This window comes from Enterococcus sp. AZ197 (assembly GCF_050556405.1).
Classification (GTDB): domain Bacteria; phylum Bacillota; class Bacilli; order Lactobacillales; family Enterococcaceae; genus Enterococcus; species Enterococcus faecalis.
Genome location: NZ_CP187873.1, coordinates 359377 through 378754, shown reverse-complemented (window position 1 = coordinate 378754; position 19378 = coordinate 359377). Strand labels below are relative to the sequence as shown.

The 19378-nt window shown below is 34.8% G+C and carries 17 protein-coding genes and 1 tRNA gene; 5 read left to right on the top strand and 13 right to left on the bottom strand.

Annotated features, from left to right (window positions below):
• Positions 1-218 precede the first annotated feature (218 nt).
• On the top strand, positions 219-347 hold the full coding sequence (locus IGK82_RS01895) for a hypothetical protein (RefSeq protein WP_002401971.1): 129 nt from the start codon (positions 219-221) through the stop codon (positions 345-347).
• A gap of 1267 nt (positions 348-1614) precedes the next feature.
• On the opposite strand, the gene IGK82_RS01890 is transcribed toward IGK82_RS01895, so the two are convergent.
• From IGK82_RS01890 to IGK82_RS01860, 7 genes are all read right to left on the bottom strand, one after another.
• The gene (locus IGK82_RS01890) at positions 1615-2157 is read right to left on the bottom strand and encodes an ABC transporter ATP-binding protein (RefSeq protein WP_224993976.1); all 543 of its coding nucleotides are present in this window, start codon (positions 2155-2157) and stop codon (positions 1615-1617) included.
• 24 nt (positions 2158-2181) lie between these two features.
• Positions 2182-4089: an FtsX-like permease family protein gene (locus tag IGK82_RS01885; protein WP_016622652.1), complete on the bottom strand. Its 1908-nt coding sequence runs from the start codon at positions 4087-4089 to the stop codon at positions 2182-2184.
• A gap of 779 nt (positions 4090-4868) precedes the next feature.
• Positions 4869-5030 (bottom strand): hypothetical protein, encoded by a 162-nt coding sequence (locus IGK82_RS01880; protein ID WP_002366123.1) that lies wholly within the window; start codon positions 5028-5030, stop codon positions 4869-4871.
• A gap of 728 nt (positions 5031-5758) precedes the next feature.
• Positions 5759-5832 (bottom strand) — tRNA-Lys (locus IGK82_RS01875).
• An 81-nt stretch (positions 5833-5913) separates the two neighbouring features.
• Positions 5914-6051 (bottom strand): hypothetical protein, encoded by a 138-nt coding sequence (locus IGK82_RS01870; protein ID WP_002355364.1) that lies wholly within the window; start codon positions 6049-6051, stop codon positions 5914-5916.
• A gap of 6 nt (positions 6052-6057) precedes the next feature.
• Complete coding sequence (gene feoB / locus IGK82_RS01865; protein ID WP_002355363.1) at positions 6058-8208, bottom strand: ferrous iron transport protein B; 2151 nt, start codon at positions 8206-8208, stop codon at positions 6058-6060.
• Positions 8205-8678: a ferrous iron transport protein A gene (locus IGK82_RS01860; RefSeq protein WP_002355361.1), complete on the bottom strand. Its 474-nt coding sequence runs from the start codon at positions 8676-8678 to the stop codon at positions 8205-8207. Before IGK82_RS01860 ends, feoB begins: the two co-directional genes overlap by 4 nt.
• A gap of 512 nt (positions 8679-9190) precedes the next feature.
• Between IGK82_RS01860 and IGK82_RS01855 the strand changes: the two genes are divergently transcribed.
• The 4 genes from IGK82_RS01855 (at position 9191) to nrdF (ending at position 13100) form a co-directional block, all read left to right on the top strand.
• A complete protein-coding gene (locus tag IGK82_RS01855) occupies positions 9191-9415 on the top strand; it encodes a redoxin NrdH (RefSeq protein ID WP_002355360.1) in 225 nt (74 codons plus the stop codon).
• A 1-nt stretch (position 9416) separates the two neighbouring features.
• Positions 9417-9794 carry a class Ib ribonucleoside-diphosphate reductase assembly flavoprotein NrdI gene (gene nrdI, locus IGK82_RS01850; protein ID WP_002355359.1) on the top strand — a complete coding sequence of 126 codons (378 nt, stop codon included), beginning with the start codon at positions 9417-9419 and terminating at the stop codon, positions 9792-9794.
• Positions 9775-11934, top strand: a complete 2160-nt coding sequence (gene nrdE, locus IGK82_RS01845) for a class 1b ribonucleoside-diphosphate reductase subunit alpha (RefSeq protein ID WP_002355358.1) — start codon at positions 9775-9777, stop codon at positions 11932-11934. The genes nrdI and nrdE overlap by 20 nt, the downstream gene beginning before the upstream one ends.
• A gap of 200 nt (positions 11935-12134) precedes the next feature.
• Positions 12135-13100: a class 1b ribonucleoside-diphosphate reductase subunit beta gene (nrdF, locus tag IGK82_RS01840; protein WP_002355357.1), complete on the top strand. Its 966-nt coding sequence runs from the start codon at positions 12135-12137 to the stop codon at positions 13098-13100.
• Between the two features lie 39 nt (positions 13101-13139).
• On the opposite strand, the gene IGK82_RS01835 is transcribed toward nrdF, so the two are convergent.
• The 6 genes from IGK82_RS01835 to dapF all read right to left on the bottom strand — a co-directional run bounded on the left by IGK82_RS01835 (position 13140) and on the right by dapF (position 19308).
• Positions 13140-14426, bottom strand: coding sequence for a TPM domain-containing protein (locus IGK82_RS01835; protein WP_002387692.1), 1287 nt, complete (start codon positions 14424-14426; stop codon positions 13140-13142).
• Positions 14427-14471: 45 nt separating this feature from the next.
• On the bottom strand, positions 14472-15041 hold the full coding sequence (locus tag IGK82_RS01830) for a LemA family protein (RefSeq protein WP_002386098.1): 570 nt from the start codon (positions 15039-15041) through the stop codon (positions 14472-14474).
• A gap of 299 nt (positions 15042-15340) precedes the next feature.
• Entirely contained in the window at positions 15341-16042 is a 702-nt protein-coding gene (locus IGK82_RS01825; protein WP_002355354.1) for an MgtC/SapB family protein, read from the bottom strand.
• Positions 16043-16137: 95 nt separating this feature from the next.
• Entirely contained in the window at positions 16138-16839 is a 702-nt protein-coding gene (gene nagB, locus IGK82_RS01820) for a glucosamine-6-phosphate deaminase (protein WP_002355352.1), read from the bottom strand.
• 130 nt (positions 16840-16969) lie between these two features.
• Complete coding sequence (locus IGK82_RS01815; RefSeq protein ID WP_002390468.1) at positions 16970-18178, bottom strand: LCP family protein; 1209 nt, start codon at positions 18176-18178, stop codon at positions 16970-16972.
• Between the two features lie 149 nt (positions 18179-18327).
• On the bottom strand, positions 18328-19308 hold the full coding sequence (gene dapF, locus IGK82_RS01810) for a diaminopimelate epimerase (protein ID WP_002361202.1): 981 nt from the start codon (positions 19306-19308) through the stop codon (positions 18328-18330).
• Between the last annotated feature and the right edge of the window lie 70 nt (positions 19309-19378).

Sequence of the window (19378 nt, the reverse complement as noted above, 5' to 3'; positions counted from 1 at the left end):
AAACTTACGAGAAGATGTTAGCTCTCCTTGCAGCTAGTCTGTAATATAAAATTTGCCTAGATCATTGGTATAGCCTCCAACAAATTAGCTGAGTCCACCTCTAGTAGAGATTAGGCGGCTAGCCTAATGAGAGAAACTCAATGAATTCGAGCAAAGCTGTCGTTAAGCAACGCAATTTCGAGGTATCTTACAGTACCTATGCAAATTCCGAGTAAATAATGATAAGATCCTTTCACAGCAAACTTTTTGTCGGTTTAGATGTTAGTTCCGAGAAATTAGATGTTCGCTTTATGACAGACAATCCAACATTATCTGTGCCAAAAGAAGTATCATTTGAAAATAATTAAATTGGCGAAATCCCGAAGAAATTGCGAAAGATATTTTGACCCATTCATAGTTCTTATCGTTTAGGATAGGTTTATCAGGACTCGTAGACCTTGGCTTAAGTGTTTTTTAGCAAAAAAATACAAAGTCTAGATAAACTAATTAGGTATTTGTACAAAACCATTGATGATTTAGTCGTTATATTCCCTGAATATCAATATTTAACCAGCATTCCATGAAGCAATCCTTTTTATATCGCTGATTTACTCCCTGAAATTGATTCTTTAACCGTTTTTCCGATAAAACCAAGTTAGCGAAACATGCTGGTTTTCATTAATGACTAAATCAATTAAGTAACTCTTAATACGGAAACACACCTATAGTCAAACAAGGCAAGCGTTATCTCCACTATTATTTAGTTAAGTCTAACTAAATCCATGGAGAGATATGAGCCTAAACGCAATATGTATTATAAGAAAAAATACTAGAAAATAATCGGATATAACATATTTTTTAAGTACTTAATATACTGACAAATCTTCCCACATTAAAAAACGCTTACATTAAATTATAATAACGCTTTCTATTCAACTAAGATAATTATTCTTACTTGAAGTATAAATCAGACAGAACTTATAAAAAAATCATCACTCTAATATCTAAGTGATAAAAAGTAATGAAGATTAAAAAATGACCGGGATTTCACTAACATTCTGCGAACTAAATCATAAAACAGGAATACATAGTACATTAAGTTCTACTATATTCTATTTCTAATTCATCTGAGCAATTCAATCTAAGTCTTATTTATACTATACATATTAACACACACTGCCGCTCATTACTAATTAATTTAATACTAATTAGTTGACAAATAATCTTTTTTAGTTTCATGTCTAAAGAATAGATAAAACTTTGACAAGACTATTCGTCTATTATTTTTCTATAACTTCATTTTTTTTATTTAAAAAGACAATATTAAAAGGGCCAAGAAGAACACTCCTAAGCCCTCGCAAAAATTCAAATCTCTAGCAACAAGTTACTGAACCTTTATTTGGTGTAATAACTTCTTCAATACTGTCCAAATCTTCGAAATCAAAATCATGTAAAAACATTTTTTATTCCTACTTCCTTCTTTTTTTGATATCCCATAAAAAATTAAAATATCCTAAGTTATGATTTGTCCTTCTTCTAATTTAAAAACTTGATCACAGAATCGCTCTACAGATTCATCATGTGTTACAATAATAAAAACCTTGTTTTCCATAAATGGAAGCGTTCGAATCAATTTCAAGAATGCATCTGTATTTTTTTATCTAAATTACCTGTAGGTTCATCAGCCAAAATAATTTTAGGTTCCATTAGTAAACAACGGGCAATTGCCGTACGTTGTTGCTCACCACCAGAAATTTCATTTATATATTTTTCTTCAATCTTCTTAATTCCTAACCAATTGACTAGCTGTTCATAATTATCTGAATGATTTTCAATCTTTTCACCTTTTAAACGAAGCGAGAAAAGAATGTTTTCTTTTACATTTAGAAAGGGAATCAAATTAAAATCTTGGAAAATGAATCCAATATCATTAGTACGTAATTCAGCTAATTGATTACTATTAAATTCTGTGATGTTCTTATCCCCTATTTTCACTTCCCCTTTAGTGGGATGAATTAACCCACCAATAATGTTCAGCAAAGTAGATTTACCTGAGCCAGACGGTCCCACTAAAGCATAAATATTACCTTTCTCCAAAGTAATTGTTATACCATTTAGAACTTGCTGAGAGTGTCCATTTATTCCGTATTCCTTTTCGACAGACTTTAGTTCAATCATATTTTCACCTTCCTATTCAGATTCTTACTTCCTATTTTTTTCTTTTAAAATAACTCTAGAAATTAAAATAATCCCCAAGACAAGTATCAAATAGATAACAACTAATATTGAACATACTTGCAAGTAAGGAATATTAATGACAGGTTTGAATACAATAACTTCTTCCATCATCTTAATCCCACCTTCAGCAAATGTAAGCCCGAAAAGCCAACCTAAAACAACACCTAAAATATAGATAATAGACATTTCTATTAACATACTGATTAGCAAAGCTTTTCTTTTCATCCCCATAATTAACAATCCTTTGTATATTCTTTGTCTAGAACTAATTGAAAGAATAAACATATTTAATATGATTGCTCCACTGAAAAAGATCAGCGCATAAATAAATGCTTCAATCATTTCAGTTTGTTTAATTGCTTGATTTTTGTATTTATCTTTTAGATCACCAATATTCATTAAGTTATAATTTTCAATAGATAAATACTTTGTGAATTCTTTTATTTCTTCATCACTCAGCCGATTCAAATAGATTGTGTTGTAAATTCCTTTAACATCCTTTCCAAATAAATACTCTGTTAAAGCAGATTTGGATGTAAACACTTGTTGTAGATCCAACGGCTGATAAAAATCTTTCGGACTAATTTTTATAGATTTGTCTTTATCAAAGGAATAATCTATGACTTGATTACGTTTGATCTTTGATTTTTCAGCTAACTGTGACGGAAATAATACATTCAAACTATCATTATTTAAATCAAAATCTTTAATATTAAACTCTTTTTCCATTTCTAACACTTGAATATTTTTGAAGTTAGAAGAAACGCCTGTCAAAATCAAAGTGTTTTCATTATTTTCTTTTTCAATCTCCATACTTAAAGCAATCTCAAAAGTTGCATGTGGATATAAGTTCTGCAAATAAGCCTTAACTTTTTCTTCTTTGACCTCAGATAATTCATTCATCACAAGTATATGTTCAAATCTATAGGTCTCATCTACCTTTTGTACAACAGCTTCCTTGACAGAATGAAAAAAGGTTAACATTCCTACTAGAAGCATAACTGAAAAGGCCAATGTAGATATTAATGAGCTGATTCTTTTAATATTCCAGCAATTTTCTTCCACAGCAACGAACAAAGAAAGTCGGTTAAAACGGAGCGACAAAAAACGAAGAGACGCCAAGGTCCCTGCTATTAACGGATCAAAAATCAAGATTAAACCTGTAAATAGTAAAATTATTTTCATAGTTGTGTATCCACTAACAATTGAAACAATCAAAAGGATAATACCTAAAGCTAACTTAATTCTAAATAAAAATTTTTCTTTAATAGTAGGTTGAGACTTAAACGTGCTGCCTTCTTTCTGTTTACTTTCTACTTCGATATTCATACTTTTTAGATTTTTTGAACCGCACCATATAAAAAATAAAATTGCAGAAACAATAACTAGTAGATAAATATAAATTGGAATATGTTCGACCTTCATGTCTTGATAATTAGACAAAAATACTCTTGAAAACACTATGCCTGTGAAAAGTCCAATAACGGCTGTAACAGAACTTAGCAGAAAGCTTTCAATACTTAAAATCTGCTGAATTTTTTTGTATTTCATACCTAACTTATATAGCAGTTGGAATTCTTTCTTTCTCCCTTGAATAACAATCGAGTATGTATTATAAATAATAAATAAAGAAAAACCTACAAGAACTCCCGTCCCTAATTGTAAAAATAATTTCATATTTTTAAAGTCTTTTTTTAATAAATAGTCTGCTAACTCATTTTCAATTCTGTAGTTTATTGTATAAATAACTCCTAAAGAAAATGTCAATAGCAGCATTGTTACAAAAAATATCAATATGATGAAAAGAAACTTACTACTATTTTTTTTAAAATTTTCTCGAATATATATCCACATATTTCTCACATCCTTCATAATGTCTTCAAAAAGATTTTAATGCTTTCTTAAAAGAAAGAAGTACTTGTATTAGACTTATAAATGCCATTACATAGACGAAAATGCTTAGTACTGTTGAACTAAATCCAAATACGTTTAGATAATTCAATGTTATACGTATAATAGAAAAAATCCCTGCAATACCAATAACATATGAAAGAATAAAATAAAGAAACAATCCAATCATTTTTTTGTTTTGAAATTTTTATAAAATTGAGGTCTTTTTTTTTATTACTCCTGCAAGAAGCAACAATAACTGCCATCTTGTCCCTTCACTACCATATATGATTGTAAAAATATGGTATCCATCACTCGTTGATAGCGGTAATAAACTACTAAAAAGATACCCTATATTAAGAAGAGCTATATAACCAAACCACCAATTATTTGTAATGATAAATAAGCATAATGAGAAAAACATCAGTATACAGTAGTCACATTTAAAGTTGAAAAATTTATCTGGCTTATGTAAGAATCCATTAGTTGAACTGGAAATTTAATAATAATTGGAAATCCAATTAACATTACAGCTATCAACAATAAATTTAAATAATATATGCCTTTAGTCACTCTCTCAATTCTTTTTTGAATAGCAAATAAAGAGTTTCCGACTATTCAACTCAAACACGATATTACTTTGACTATTTGTATTTGGGTATGTACACAAATTATGCTTACTTAATATGGTTCTCATTTTTTCGTAGCTAATCGTACTATTTTCATGTAAAAATTCTTTTACTTCTTCATTTTTTTCTTTCTTAAGCAAAGCAATATGTACAACCGAAATTACATATTCTAGCAGACATAAATGTCAACACAACAGTCCCTCTACCTGGAACTTTATCTACAGCTACATCCGAACTATTTTCCTTTTTAAATTGCTCTTGATCACTGTTTATTAAATACACCTGATTCTGCATGCTTTTCCTCCTTATATATTAGTACTCGCTTCATAAAATCATTTTAAATTTACAAATAATGAAATACCATGTATATAGTTTAAAGGAACAGGAATGTAAATTAAATAAGTAAAAGCGGAAAATTGTTATGACTCCATAGACAAATTTTTAGTAATGTTTACACTTTAAATGTTATAAAATAAAATAACAGGTAATATGAAATGCCTACAACTTTTTTAAATTATTTTGTCTAGAGATACACCTGTTCATAAAATAGCAAGGAGAAAACAAAGCGTTGCTTAACTCACACATTCTTTCACTAAAGTTGGAGTCCAACCCAGTTTCCAAAAAGCTTATTATTCCCTATCGCTTTTCTTAGCGAGCGCGAACAACATATTTGTAATAGTTATCGTAATCTCAACAGAAAAACGACCTATCAAATAGGTAGATATGCAGCAAAAACTGTTGTTTCTCTCAGCCTATTATTTAATATCAACCATTCAGCATGCAGGAAGTCTCGCTGCTTCATACAAAAAATACAACAATCGTACCTGAACCACCTGCATAGCCGGTGGTTTTCAATACATACAAAAAAATCCAGAGGATTTTCTCCTCTGGTCTCGACAGGATTCTACAATTTCTCTTTACCAACATTATTTGACAAAGCGCAAAAAAAGAGAACGCGTACTCCGTCTTCGAAACGTCCTAAGACGCCGACAGAATACCGTTCTCGTGGGTTTGGCACCCAATGGGGGCATAGGGATTCGAACCCTAGACCCTCTGATTAAGAGTCAGATGCTCTAACCAACTGAGCTATGCCCCCGTTGTATAAAATAGCTTTTCAGCTACCTCAATATTGTAGCACTCCGCTATTATTTATACAAGAGGGAATTTTTTTCAGTTGTTATTCTTGTGAAGATTGTTCTTTTTTTACAGGACAAGCTGTTTGACAATCTTCACAACTTTCCCCTTTTTTGATTCGTCGATAGGTGATGATTCCTGCTGTTCCAAAAATTAAAATGGATAAAATAATTGTTGCCATCCGTTATTACCCTCTTTCTAAAGAAGTGATTGCTTGGACACTTTCTTTGCCTGGCTTTGGTTTTCTTATAAGGAAATAAAATCCAGCTAAAACAACACCCATCGCTAAAAAAGTCCCCAGAGTTAGTGTGCCTTTTTCGACTAACACATGGCCCAATTGATAAATCACAAAACTAACCATATAAGCCAAACCGCATTGATAACCAATGGCTCCTAATGTCCATTTGAGGTCTCCCATTTCACGACGAATTGCGCCAATTGCAGCAAAACAAGGTGCACATAATAAGTTAAAAGTTAAGAACGAATAGGCCGCGACTGGCGTAAAGGTGTGTTGCAGTGCGCCCCAGACTTCTACCCCGTTTTCAGAAACATCTTTCACATTGCCAAATAAAATGCCTAAGGTACCAATAATATTTTCTTTCGCTATCAATCCTGTAATTGTGGCAACTGCCCCTTGCCAATTACCCCAGCCTAATGGGATAAATAGCACCGCCAACCCTTTACCTAGAAATGCTAGAATACTTTGACTTTCTGGAACGGGTTGAAACGTCACAGAATAATGTGACATGAACCAAATGAGAATACTGGAAACAAAAATAATCGTACCTGCTTTTTTTACAAATGAGCGACATCGTTCATAGGCATGCCGAACCACACTTCTAAGCTGTGGCAAATGATAGGCGGGAAGTTCCATAATGAATGGTGCTGGATCTCCCGAAAAATGCTTGGTCTTTTTTAAAGCAATTCCTGATAACACAATGGAAGCAACCCCTAAGAAATAAGCAGAGGGCGAGACCCAACTTTGGTTAGGAAAAAATGCACCTGCAATCAGAGCGATAATTGGCAACTTCGCCGAACATGGCATAAAAGTCGTGACCATAATAGTCATTCGCCGATCGCGTTCGTTTTCAATCGTTCGACTAGCCATCACGCCTGGGACCCCACAACCTGTCGCAATTAACATTGGAATAAACGACTTACCAGATAGGCCGAATTTCCGAAACAAGCGATCCATGACAAAGGCAATCCGGGCCATATAGCCACAATCTTCTAAAAAACCTAAACATAAAAACAGGACGGCCAGTTGTGGTAAAAATCCTAACACCGCCCCAACACCTGCAATGATCCCATCTAAAATTAAACTTTGCATCCATGGCGCTACTTGCCATTGCGCCAACCAATTTCCCACAAATTGAGGAACCCATTCCCCAAAAAAGACATCATTTAACCAGTCTGTCCCCATTGTACCAACCGTTTGAATAGATAAGTAATAGACTAACCACATCACAAACGCAAAGATTGGCAACGCCAACCACCGATTGGTTACCACTCGGTCAATCTTATCACTGTGAGTAAATGTCATTTCTGTTTTTTTCGTCGCACACAAAGCAATTAATCGAGCAATAAAGGCATAGCGTTCATTAATGATAATCGCTTCACTTTCATCTTGAAAGATTTTTTCAGTAATTTGAATGACTTCTTCAATTTCTTTTTCTTGAAAAGAACTCAATAATAATTGCTCTTTGGTTCGAACATCTCGTTCAAAAAGTTTTAAACTATACCAACGCTGTTGCGTTTCAGGAACAGTATTCCCTAAAATATCAACAATTTCAGCAAGTGCTGCTTCTAAGCGATTATCATAAGAAGGATAAATAACCTCTGTCTCTATGGCATTCGCTCGCTGCTTACTTTGTTTTAAAGCATGATCCAACCCACGATTCTTCAAAGCACTAATCTCAACAACAGGCACGCCTAAGCCATAACTTAACTTTTCACTATTCAATGTTTGGCCGTTTTTTTCCAACAAATCCATCATATTTAACGCACAAACAACCGGTAATCCAGTTTCAATTAATTGTGTTGTTAAATAAAGATTCCGTTCCAAATTGGTCACATCGAGAATATTCAAAATCACTGAAGGTTGGTCCTCCAAAAGATAATCTCGTGCCACAATTTCTTCAGGCGTATAAGGAGAAAGAGAGTAAATCCCTGGCAAATCTTGAATAATGAGTGTCTTATCTTTCTTTGCCACCCCCTCTTTGCGTTCCACAGTCACCCCTGGCCAGTTTCCAACATATTGGTTGGCTCCTGTTAACATATTGAACGTTGTCGTTTTACCGCTATTAGGGTTGCCGGCTAGTGCAATTTGCTGAGTCATTCGCTTTCCTCCTTTTCAACCAAGATTAGTTCCGCTTCACTTTTTCGTAACGTTAATTCGTAGCCACGTACATTGATTTCAATTGGATCAGCTAAAGGAGCTACTTTGCGAATAAAAATTACTGTTCCTTTTGTTAAGCCCATGTCCATCAAGCGACGTTTCACCGCTCCTTGTCCGTGGATCCCTACTATTGTAGCGCGTTCTCCAACTTTCAAGGTATCTAAGGAGACCCAAACTTTCTCATTCGCCGAGCGCTCCTCCACATGAATCGCTTGTAAAATCGTATCTGTCAGCGCAATTCGACTATTATGTAATAAAACAATACCATTTTGATTCTGATAATTGACAAGGACAACTGCTTGGCCTGCAACGACGCCTAAATTGTTCAGATGTTTCTTTGTCTGAACATCTGCTTGGACGCTTTCGACTGTATAGACTTTCCCAACTTCTGCCTGCGCTAACGTAATCATTTACTTTCCTCCATGTGAAAAAGTTTCAAACGAAAATGAGAATCGTTCTCAATTAAAAGAATACGCTTGCTTACACGGAAAGTCAATGAATTTCTGGATGTATCTCCTGTTTTCTTCTATTTTCCTTCTATATAGAGACACTTTTTCAGGTTACCATTTTTGAAAAAAAGTCAGTTCTTGTTTTTTATGTTACTAGCTATTATAAAATTCCACTCATTCAATAACAAATCCGCTTATTTTTTCTTCTTGTGCCTAACTCAAATGTCAACACAATATTTAGTGTTTTTTCACTAAATGTTCTCTTTCAAAATTTTAATTTTTTTGTTTGTCAAACACTGACCAATGTGTTTTTTCTCCCAAAAACGAGGATTCACGTGTTTTCATTTTTCTTTCAAAAACACAAAAACTAGTATTATGAGAAAAACGCACCACAATATATAGTGTTAAAGTGTTGACTTTTTTCTACATAGATTTATACTAGTCTATGTAGAAAAAAAGAGGAGGAACTTTCAATGAACGTAAAAATCTTTTCAAAAAATAACTGTATCCAATGTAAAATGGCGAAACGTTTCCTAAGTGAAAATAACATCGCTTTTGAAGAAATCAATATCGACGCACAACCAGATGCTATCGACTGGTTAAAAGAACAAGGGTTCCAAAGCGTACCGGTAATCACATCTGAAGCAACAACCGTTGTTGGCTTCCGTCCAGACCAATTAAAACAATTGGCTAGCTAAGATGAAACTTGTTTATTTTTCAGTCACCGGTCAAACAAGGCGCTTTATTAAAAAATTGGATTTGCCTGCTTATGAACTTGAGCCAGCGAATCCTTTTTTTGAAATAAATGAGCCTTTTATTCTTGTCATTCCTACCTATGATGCAGAAATTACAGAGGTAGTGAATGACTTTCTTGATTATAAAAGTAATCAAGAACTGTTAGTTGGTGTAGCTGGTGGGGGCAACCGTAATTTTGCTGAATTATTTGTCTATACCGCCAAAGATATTGCCCGCGATTACCACGTTCCGCTTCTGTACTCCTTTGAGTTTAGCGGAACAGACGAAGACGTGGAGACCTTTAAGAAAGTAGTGGAAGAAATTGAGTCTAAAAGAAATTAAAGATGTCAGCTATTTCAAACTGAATAACGAGATTAACCGTCCTGTTGATGGTCAAATCCCTTTAAATAAAGATAAAGAAGCACTCGCAGCCTTCTTTAAAGAAAATGTAGAACCGAATACACGTAAATTCAGCTCTGCTGAAGAAAAAATCAACTTTTTAATGAAAGAAGATTTTATTGAAACTGAATTCATCGAAAAATATTCAATGGACTTTATTGAAAAATTATATGCTTTCTTAGATGAACAACATTTCCAATTCAAGTCTTTCATGGCGGCTTATAAATTTTATTCTCAATACGCTTTAAAGAACAACGCCGGAACAGAGTATTTAGAAACATATGAAGATCGTGTTGCCTTTAATGCCTTGTATTTTGCGGATGGCGATGAAGAGTTGGCTTTAACATTGGCGGATGAAATGATCCATCAACGGTATCAACCAGCCACACCTTCTTTCTTAAACGCTGGGCGTAAACGTCGAGGTGAATTGGTTTCTTGTTTCTTAGTTCAAGTAACAGATGATATGAACAGCATTGGGCGTTCAATTAATTCTGCCCTTCAATTATCACGAATCGGCGGCGGCGTAGGAATTACTCTTTCCAACTTACGTGAAGCGGGCGCACCAATCAAAGGTTATGATGGCGCAGCAAGTGGTGTTGTCCCTGTTATGAAATTATTTGAAGATAGCTTTAGCTACTCTAACCAACTAGGTCAACGTCAAGGTGCTGGTGTGGTTTATCTAAATGTCTTCCATCCAGATATTGAAATGTTCTTATCTGCTAAAAAAGAAAACGCTGATGAAAAAATCCGTGTAAAAACGTTGTCTCTTGGTGTTATTGTTCCAGATAAATTTTACGAATTAACACGTAACAACGAAGATATGTATTTATTTAGTCCTTATAGTGTGGAACGTGAATATGGTGTGCCTTATTCCTATGTAGATATTACCAAGGAATATGATAACCTAGTGGCCAATCCAAACATACGTAAACGTAAAATTAAAGCCCGTGACTTAGAAAATGAAATTTCTAAATTACAACAAGAATCTGGCTATCCTTATATCATCAATATTGATACAGCTAACAAAAACAATCCGATTGATGGCAAGATTATCATGAGTAACTTATGTTCTGAAATTCTTCAAGTTCAAACGCCTTCTGTTATTAATGGGAAACAAGAATATGAAGTTTTAGGAACAGATATTAGTTGTAACTTAGGTTCAACTAACATTGTTAATTTAATGGAAAGTCCTGACTTTGGAAAATCTGTCCGCGCTATGACGCGTGCGTTAACTTTTGTAACAGATGCTTCTGAAATTGATGTCGTGCCAACTATCCAAAATGGAAATCGTTTAAGCCATACAATCGGACTAGGCGCAATGGGCTTACACACCTTCTTCGCTAAAAATCATATGGAATACGGCTCTGAAGAATCATTAGACTTTACAGACATTTATTTCATGTTATTAAATTACTGGACTTTAATGGAAAGTAATCAAATTGCGAAAGAACGTAACCAAGTCTTCCACAATTTTGAAAAATCAGATTATGCTTCTGGTGCTTACTTCGATAAATATATTGAAGGCAACTTTACACCAAAATTTGATAAAGTGAAAGAAATTTTTAAAGACATTCAGATTCCAACGGCTGAAGATTGGGCTGCGTTACGCGATGCTGTGAAAAAAGATGGTCTTTATCATCAAAATCGTTTAGCCGTAGCGCCAAATGGTTCAATTTCATATATTAATGATACTAGTGCCAGCATTCATCCAATTACTCGCATGATTGAAGAACGTCAAGAGAAGAAAATTGGTAAGATTTACTATCCAGCGCCTTATTTAGCTAATGATACAATCCCTTACTATACTTCTGCTTACGACATGGATATGCGCAAAGTGATTGATGTCTACGCAACAGCGCAACAACACGTTGATCAAGGAATGAGTTTAACCTTGTTTATGCGTTCAGAAATCCCTGAAGGCTTGTATGAATGGAAAGAAACACCAAAACAAACAACCCGTGACTTAAACATTTTACGTCATTATGCGTTCAACAAAGGGATTAAATCAATTTACTATATTCGTACATTTACAGATGATGCTGAAGAAATTGGCAGCAATCAATGTGAGTCTTGCGTGATTTAATGAAAAGCACTTAAATAAGGCGTTCTGCTTGAGCGTCTTATTTTTTAGGAATGTTCTCTTTTTAAACAGGACATTTTCAGATATACTGGACAAAGAAGAACGGCTGCACGCTCCTATTTGGACTCTGTAGAACGTTTTAAGCGAAGAAACGAGACAACTAGTCAAACAGACTGCTGTCCCAGCATACAGGAGGAATAACCATGGCAACGTATTATGAAGCAATTAACTGGAACGCCATTGAAGACGTCATTGATAAATCCACTTGGGAAAAATTAACCGAACAATTTTGGTTAGATACACGGATTCCGTTATCCAATGACTTAGATGATTGGCGGACTCTTTCCGATTTAGAAAAAACTACTGTCGGCTACGTTTTCGGCGGTTTAACTTTATTAGATACTGTTCAATCAGAAAGCGGCATGGATCAACTGAGAAATGATGTGCGGACGCCCCATGAAGAAGCCGTCTTAAATAACATCCAATTCATGGAATCTGTCCATGCCAAAAGTTATTCTTCTATCTTCAGTACATTAAATACAAAAAAAGAGATTGATGATATTTTTGAGTGGACAAATACCAACAAACATCTGCAATATAAAGCAGAACGGATTAACGAAATTTATAAAAACGGTACTCCGTTAGAGAAAAAAATTGCTAGTGTATTTTTAGAAACGTTTTTATTCTATTCTGGGTTTTACACTCCTCTTTACTATTTAGGAAACAATAAACTAGCGAACGTCGCTGAAATTATTAAATTGATTATCCGTGATGAATCAGTGCACGGCACGTATATTGGCTATAAATTCCAATTAGGATTTAATGAATTACCAGAAGATGAGCAAGATAAACTAAAAGACTGGATGTATAATTTACTTTACGAATTGTACGAAAACGAAGAACGTTATACAGAAGAATTATATGATGACTTAGGTTGGACCGAAGAAGTAAAAACCTTTTTACGTTACAACGCCAACAAAGCTTTAATGAACTTAGGTATGGATCCCTTATTTGCGGATACAGCCAATGATGTGAACCCGATTGTAATGAATGGTATTTCGACAGGAACTAGCAACCATGACTTCTTCTCCCAAGTAGGAAATGGCTATTTACTAGGAACAGTTGAAGCCATGAAAGATGATGACTATCTTTACGGTTTAGATAAATAGCAAAAAGCTAGAAACGATCAACGTTTCTAGCTTTTTATTTTACCAACTTCCTGAGGCACCACCACCGCCGAATGAGCCGCCACCGAATGAACCACCACTGCCGCTACCAGAACTACTATGATTAGACGGATTGTATTGTGAGTTTAAATAAGCATACGTCAAAACACTACCATCATAACTATATAAAGTATCTCCTACTAATAAACGCCCAAAAGATTGTTTTTTTGCATTTGGATATATACTTAGTAAAGAACCACGCTTAGTGGCACGTCTTATTTTCCCTTTTGTGGCAAATAACGTTGCTCCATTAAGATATAAACAATAAAAAGAAGTCTTTTTCATCTTATTTAATACTTTCTTTGTCTGTTCTGAGTTATTTAGGACAGCCTTTGTTGGTAAACAATTCAAATAATCTTGATACATTTTTTTAACAAGTTTTCTTGTTCTTAAAATTTGTAAAATATAAACAGCACAAATGAGCATCCCAGCAATACTTGCCATTAAAAGAACATTTCTTTTCGTTGTATTAGTGTTTAACTCTGTTTGTATATTTGTTAATTCATTATCCACTTGTGCGGTTTTTGAATTGATTGCAGCCGATACTTGATCAATAATTTTATTGAGACCTGTATTATAATCCTCGTCTCTAAAAGCCTCTTTTACTTCTTCATTATTAATAATATCATCCGCATAGCTATCCGTTAAAATACTCTCTAAGCCATATCCAACTTCCAAGCGAGACTCGCGATCCTCAATTGCCATTAGAAAAACCACACCATTATTTTTTTCACGATCCCCTACACCTAATTGATTAGCAATCTTATTGCTGTAAGATTCAACAGATTCCCCACTAGGTAACGCAGGAACGGTAATAAGCATAAATTGTGCGCCATTCGCATTTTCCAACAATTGTTGATTCAATTGAAACATTTTCTGTTTAAGTTGATTTGAGACAATACCTGCATTATCTGAAACATAGATATTAGCATCATTAATGTTCAACTGCCCATTCGTTCCAGTAATTGTCACTAATTCATTTTCACCAGTTATTTCTTGTTTAGAAAAGTTATTTATTGTTGTCTGGGTTGACGCTTCAGTCATTTTCCCTGCTAAAATATCGTCTCTCTTTTTTTGTAAGGCATGTTGCTTCTCTCTCAGTGCAGTTTGTTTTGCTTCATAAGAGATTCCCTTTCCTTCATACCAAGCAGCCATTCCTAATATTAAAATCATACTTAAACTAATTACCACAACAATCGTTGTATTCCGCTGATGCTTTTTATAAAACAAACGAACTTTTTCTTGAATTTTTTCGACTTTTTTATCCAACCTTCCTCACTTCTTTCTTTTTAACCCAAATTTTCTACAAATTTTTTATTTAAATTCCACTTGTGGTACTTCTTTTCCCTGCTCTGTCGCAACATAGTTAGTTTTCTTCTCAAATCCTAAAAGTTTTGCAATTATTTTATCAGGGAATTTTGAAATCTGTTGGTTATATGTTTCAACAGCTTGTATATAGTTACGGCGTTCAACAGAAATTCGATTTTCAGATCCTTCTAATTGAGTCATTAAGGTTTTGACATTTTCAGAAGAAGCTAACTTTGGGTAATCTTCATTCAATACTGTAACAAAATTACCTAATCCTTTTTCAATTTGCTCATTTGCTTGCCCTTTTTCAGAAGAAGATTTTGCTCCTGCGTATGCTTTACGTGCTTCCGTTATTTCTTTTAAAACTTCTTTTTCTTGAGTCATACTGCCTTGAACACTACTGACAAGATTAGGAATTAAATCAGCACGTCTTTGCATTACATTCTCTACTTGTGACCATTCTGCTTCGACTTTATTATCTAAAGTAATCAATTGATTATAAGCTTTCATCACAAATGCACCAATAATCACAACGACAACAACAATAATACTAAGAAATTTATTTTTTTTATTCATCTTACTTATCACCTTTCTTTCTAACTCGTAATACAATCATAACTCTTTTGTAATCTTTTTGAAATATTAAACTTAAAAAATCAGTCCTAGGTCCTAGAAGAAAAGAGCGTGGGACAAAAATCACTTTGGATTTTTGTTCCACGCTCAAAACTGATAAACGGCGGGAACAGAACCAACTCCTTCGGAAATAAGCCGAAATTCTCCAAAAATTAAAGAGCAATTTTCGGAAATTCCTTCTTATTTCTCGGAGCTAAACGGTTCTGTCCCGACCTCTTGTCATTAATTATAAATAGATGTTTCTACACATTAATCAATCGTAATTTTGTTACATTATTTGAAACAGATAGATCTTCGATAACATCGGCATACGTTAGGCCTTTAGGCAAATCAATAGTATAGATATTCGTATAGATTTTTGTATCATCTACCCAAGAAACATTGAAATTCACATCATAAATTTCAATATGTTTTTCTTCAAAATACTGATTAATAAATTCTTTGGTTTCTTGTTTATGTTGATAGCGAATTTCTAATTTTTTGATTGTTGGTACGTGAATAATTCGTTTGACAATGGTTAAGGCAAATAATACACCGATAAAACTTGTTAAGGCAATCGTATAGTAGCCCATGCCCACCGCGATCCCTAAACCAGCAACGGTCCATAGTGACGCTGCTGTCGTCAATCCGGTGACACTTTGTTTCGTTACAATGATGGTTCCAGCACCTAAAAAGCCGATTCCACTTACAACTTGTGCAATCAACCTTGCTTGGTCTGAACGAATGACCCCCGTCAAAGCCGGATTAGCTAACGCATCTTTCAATGCATTGATTGCAATTTGCGACTGAATTAACGCAATAATAGCCGCGCCCATACAAACTAAAATGTGAGTGCGCATCCCTGCTGGGCGATTCTTATATTGTCTTTCAAAACCAATTGCGCCACCCATCACCATCGCTAGGACTAACCGTAAAATAATTTCTGGAATTGTTAGCTGTAACATCCTTTTCACCTCTTCTTCTATTACTTCCAGTATAACAAAAAAAGAACTTGAAACATAAGGAAATCCTTATGTTTCAAGTTCTTTTTCATCAACGATTATAATTTACTTGCAGCTGCATCATCAATGATTACAACAACATCTTGATGGTTTTGTAATGCACTTGCTGGCATGTCTGTTGTTACTGGTCCGTCAATCATTCCTTTAATGGCCTCTGCTTTTGCTTCGCCATAAGCCATTAAAATCATTTTTTTACCTTTCATGATTGAGCCAATCCCCATAGAAACAGCACGTGTTGGGACATCTTCTACTTTGTCAAAATAACGTTTGTTTGCGTTGATTGTTGATTCAGTCAACTCAACGACATGTGTTAAGCTATCTAGAGGTGTGCCTGGTTCGTTGAAACCAATGTGTCCATTTTGACCAATACCTAAGATTTGGATATCTACTGGATGTGCATCGATAATTTTTTCATATTCTGCGGAAGCAGCATCTAAATCTTCTGCTTTACCATTTGGTACAAATGTTTCTTTAAATGGTTTTTTGTCAAATAAGTGTTTGTTCATGAAATAACGGTAACTTTGCTCATCTTCGCCACCTAAACCAACATATTCATCTAAGTTTACAGAAGTCATTTCTGTAAAGTCGACATCACTTGCTGTCATTTCTTTATATAATGTTTCTGGTGTACTACCTGTTGCTAAGCCTAAAACTTTCGCACCATTGTTCATACCTTCTTTAATTAATTCAAACGCTTTTTTGCCGCCTTCTTCTGCATTTGCTACACGGATAATTTGCATTTTGACACGCTCCTTACGGTTTATTTTGGTATAGTCCAATTATAACACCTTCTGAAAAAAATTTCTAGAATAAAAGAAAAAAACTTCTATTTCTCATCAGAAATAGAAGTTTTCGAGCTTGTTTAACAGATTAATATTGTGGTGCGTTGGGATCCACATACGTATTTGGATCAGCATAAGCGTTTGGATCTGTGTACGCATTTGGGTCAACGTACGTATTCGGATCGTAGGCTCCTTCTGCTGCTTGTTGCGTATTGCCGTTGTATTCTGTTTGTCCGGCTGTGGTGTCCGCTGTGCTACTCGAACTAGTAGAGCTATTAGCACTTGAATCACCAGATTCACCAATCAGTGCAGTATCTGTAACAGCATAGCTAAACTGATTATAAAAGGCTAAATCTTTTTCACGTTCAGAAGCATGTTCTTTTAAACCAAGTTGTTTTCTAAGCGTTGTTTGTGTTTTGTATAAGCTATTTGGATCTAGGACTTGATAATAAATATCATCAATGGTTGCACTGTATCCTTGTAATTGTTCTGAGTCAATTGTTTTAAAGGCAGACAAATATTTTGATTGGATGTCCATCATGTCATCCCAGGTTAAGTCTGTTTTTACATTGGCTTCAACAGCATCAAGAATTTTTCGATATTTTGAAACACCATCAAAACTCATGACTTTGCGCACAATTTTCTCAACAACTTCTCGTTGGCGGCGTTGACGACCCACATCTCCTTCAGGATCTTCGTGACGCATCCGCGCATAAGCCAAACCTGTCGTGCCATCTAACTTGATTTTACCTGCTGGAACAGTAATACCGTCCAACGTAAATTCACCAATCGTATTATCTACTTCAATACCGCCTACCGCATCAATCAGGTCTTTTAACCCTTTCATATTGATGGATACATAGTGATGGATGGGAATATCCAGTAATTCTTGGACTGTATTAATCGCCATTTCGGCGCCACCAAATGCATAGGCATGGTTCAATTTGTCTTGTGTGTCATTTCCAACAATATCTGTTAAAATATCTCTATCCAAACTGATCATTGTGGACTTGTTTTCTTTCGGGTTGATGGTTACAACCATTGTAGTATCTGAACGACCTTGTTCTGTTCGACCTAAATCGCCTGTGTCAATCCCCATTAAAAGAACAGAGAATGGTTCTTGCGCATCAATATTGGCCGTGGCTCCTTTATTGGACTTACGGTTAACTGATTGATAGATCCCATTAATTGTTGAATTGGCATCTGAATACATCTTAATCCCGTAAGCACATACCCCAGCTACTACCACTAGCAAGACGCTCAAGAAGCCCAGTACTACTTTTTTCCATAGTTTCATAAGACACTTCCTCGTTTATCTAAGAATAATTCTTAATTCATGCCCTTTATTTTCTCATAGTTTGCTTATTCAAGCAATATTTTTTATTTTTTGGAACAAGAACTTAACACAATTGTAAAATAAAAGAGTGCTTTATCAAGGAACAATTGTTATTTTTGAGAAAGTGTTTGCAGAAATTCTTGATAATGTTTCTGTTCATTCGTTTCAGTAATAGTTATTTTCTCAAATGCACCATTTAGTAAATCAGTCAGTGATCCTTCAATCAAATGCGTAATCGTGGCATTCCCAATTAATTCCATCCAATAACTGCCATCAGACGTTTCGTGGACGACTGTTTTCACCATACCTCCAGCATTTTTGACGGTTATTTCTTCATAAAAAACACCATCTTTCAATAACGTATAAAGTAAACTACTTGCGCACATAGCTGTCCCACAAGCACTTGTAAAACCTACACCACGTTCATACGTTCGAACAAATAGTTGATTTTTGCCAAGAATTTCAACAAAACTCACATTTATCCCTTCTGGAAAATATGGATTTTCATTATTTACATAGGTAGCGATTCGTTCAAATTCTGGACCATTTAAGGTTTCATGATCCACAAATGCTACAAGGTGCGGATTAGGCACTGCTACCGCTGTAAAGCGAATGGTGTTAGATAAGGCTGGTACGATTTCATCAATTAATGTTTGGACCCCTAAATGCATTGGGATAGTGACTGCTTCAAAACTTACTGGTGAAATTTCCACTTGGTAAGTCGCTACTTCTTCAGCTAAATTGGGGGCTTGACGTACTTTCAAATCTGCAAACATTGTTTCAACTGTAAATGATTTTTCTTGGTTTTTTTCAGCTAAATAACGGGCAACCGTACGCAAGCCGTTCCCGCACATGCTTGCTTCACTACCATCGCTGTTAATCACTCGCATTCTAGCATTGGACGTGCCGTGAGTCCCTTCTCCTACCAAAAGTAACCCATCTGCTCCCGCCAATAATCCTGTTTCCCGCGAACATAACTGGATGCGCAATTGCTCAATTTCCTCAGCGGTTAAAGAACGCTCAAACTGTGTTTCATCCAATAAAAAGAAATCATTTTCTGACCCGTGTACTTTTTGCATCATAACATTCATTTTTTTAGCTCCTTCTTTATGTATCCGTTATCTTTCCCTACTTACTTTAGTATGCCATAAACGAACAACT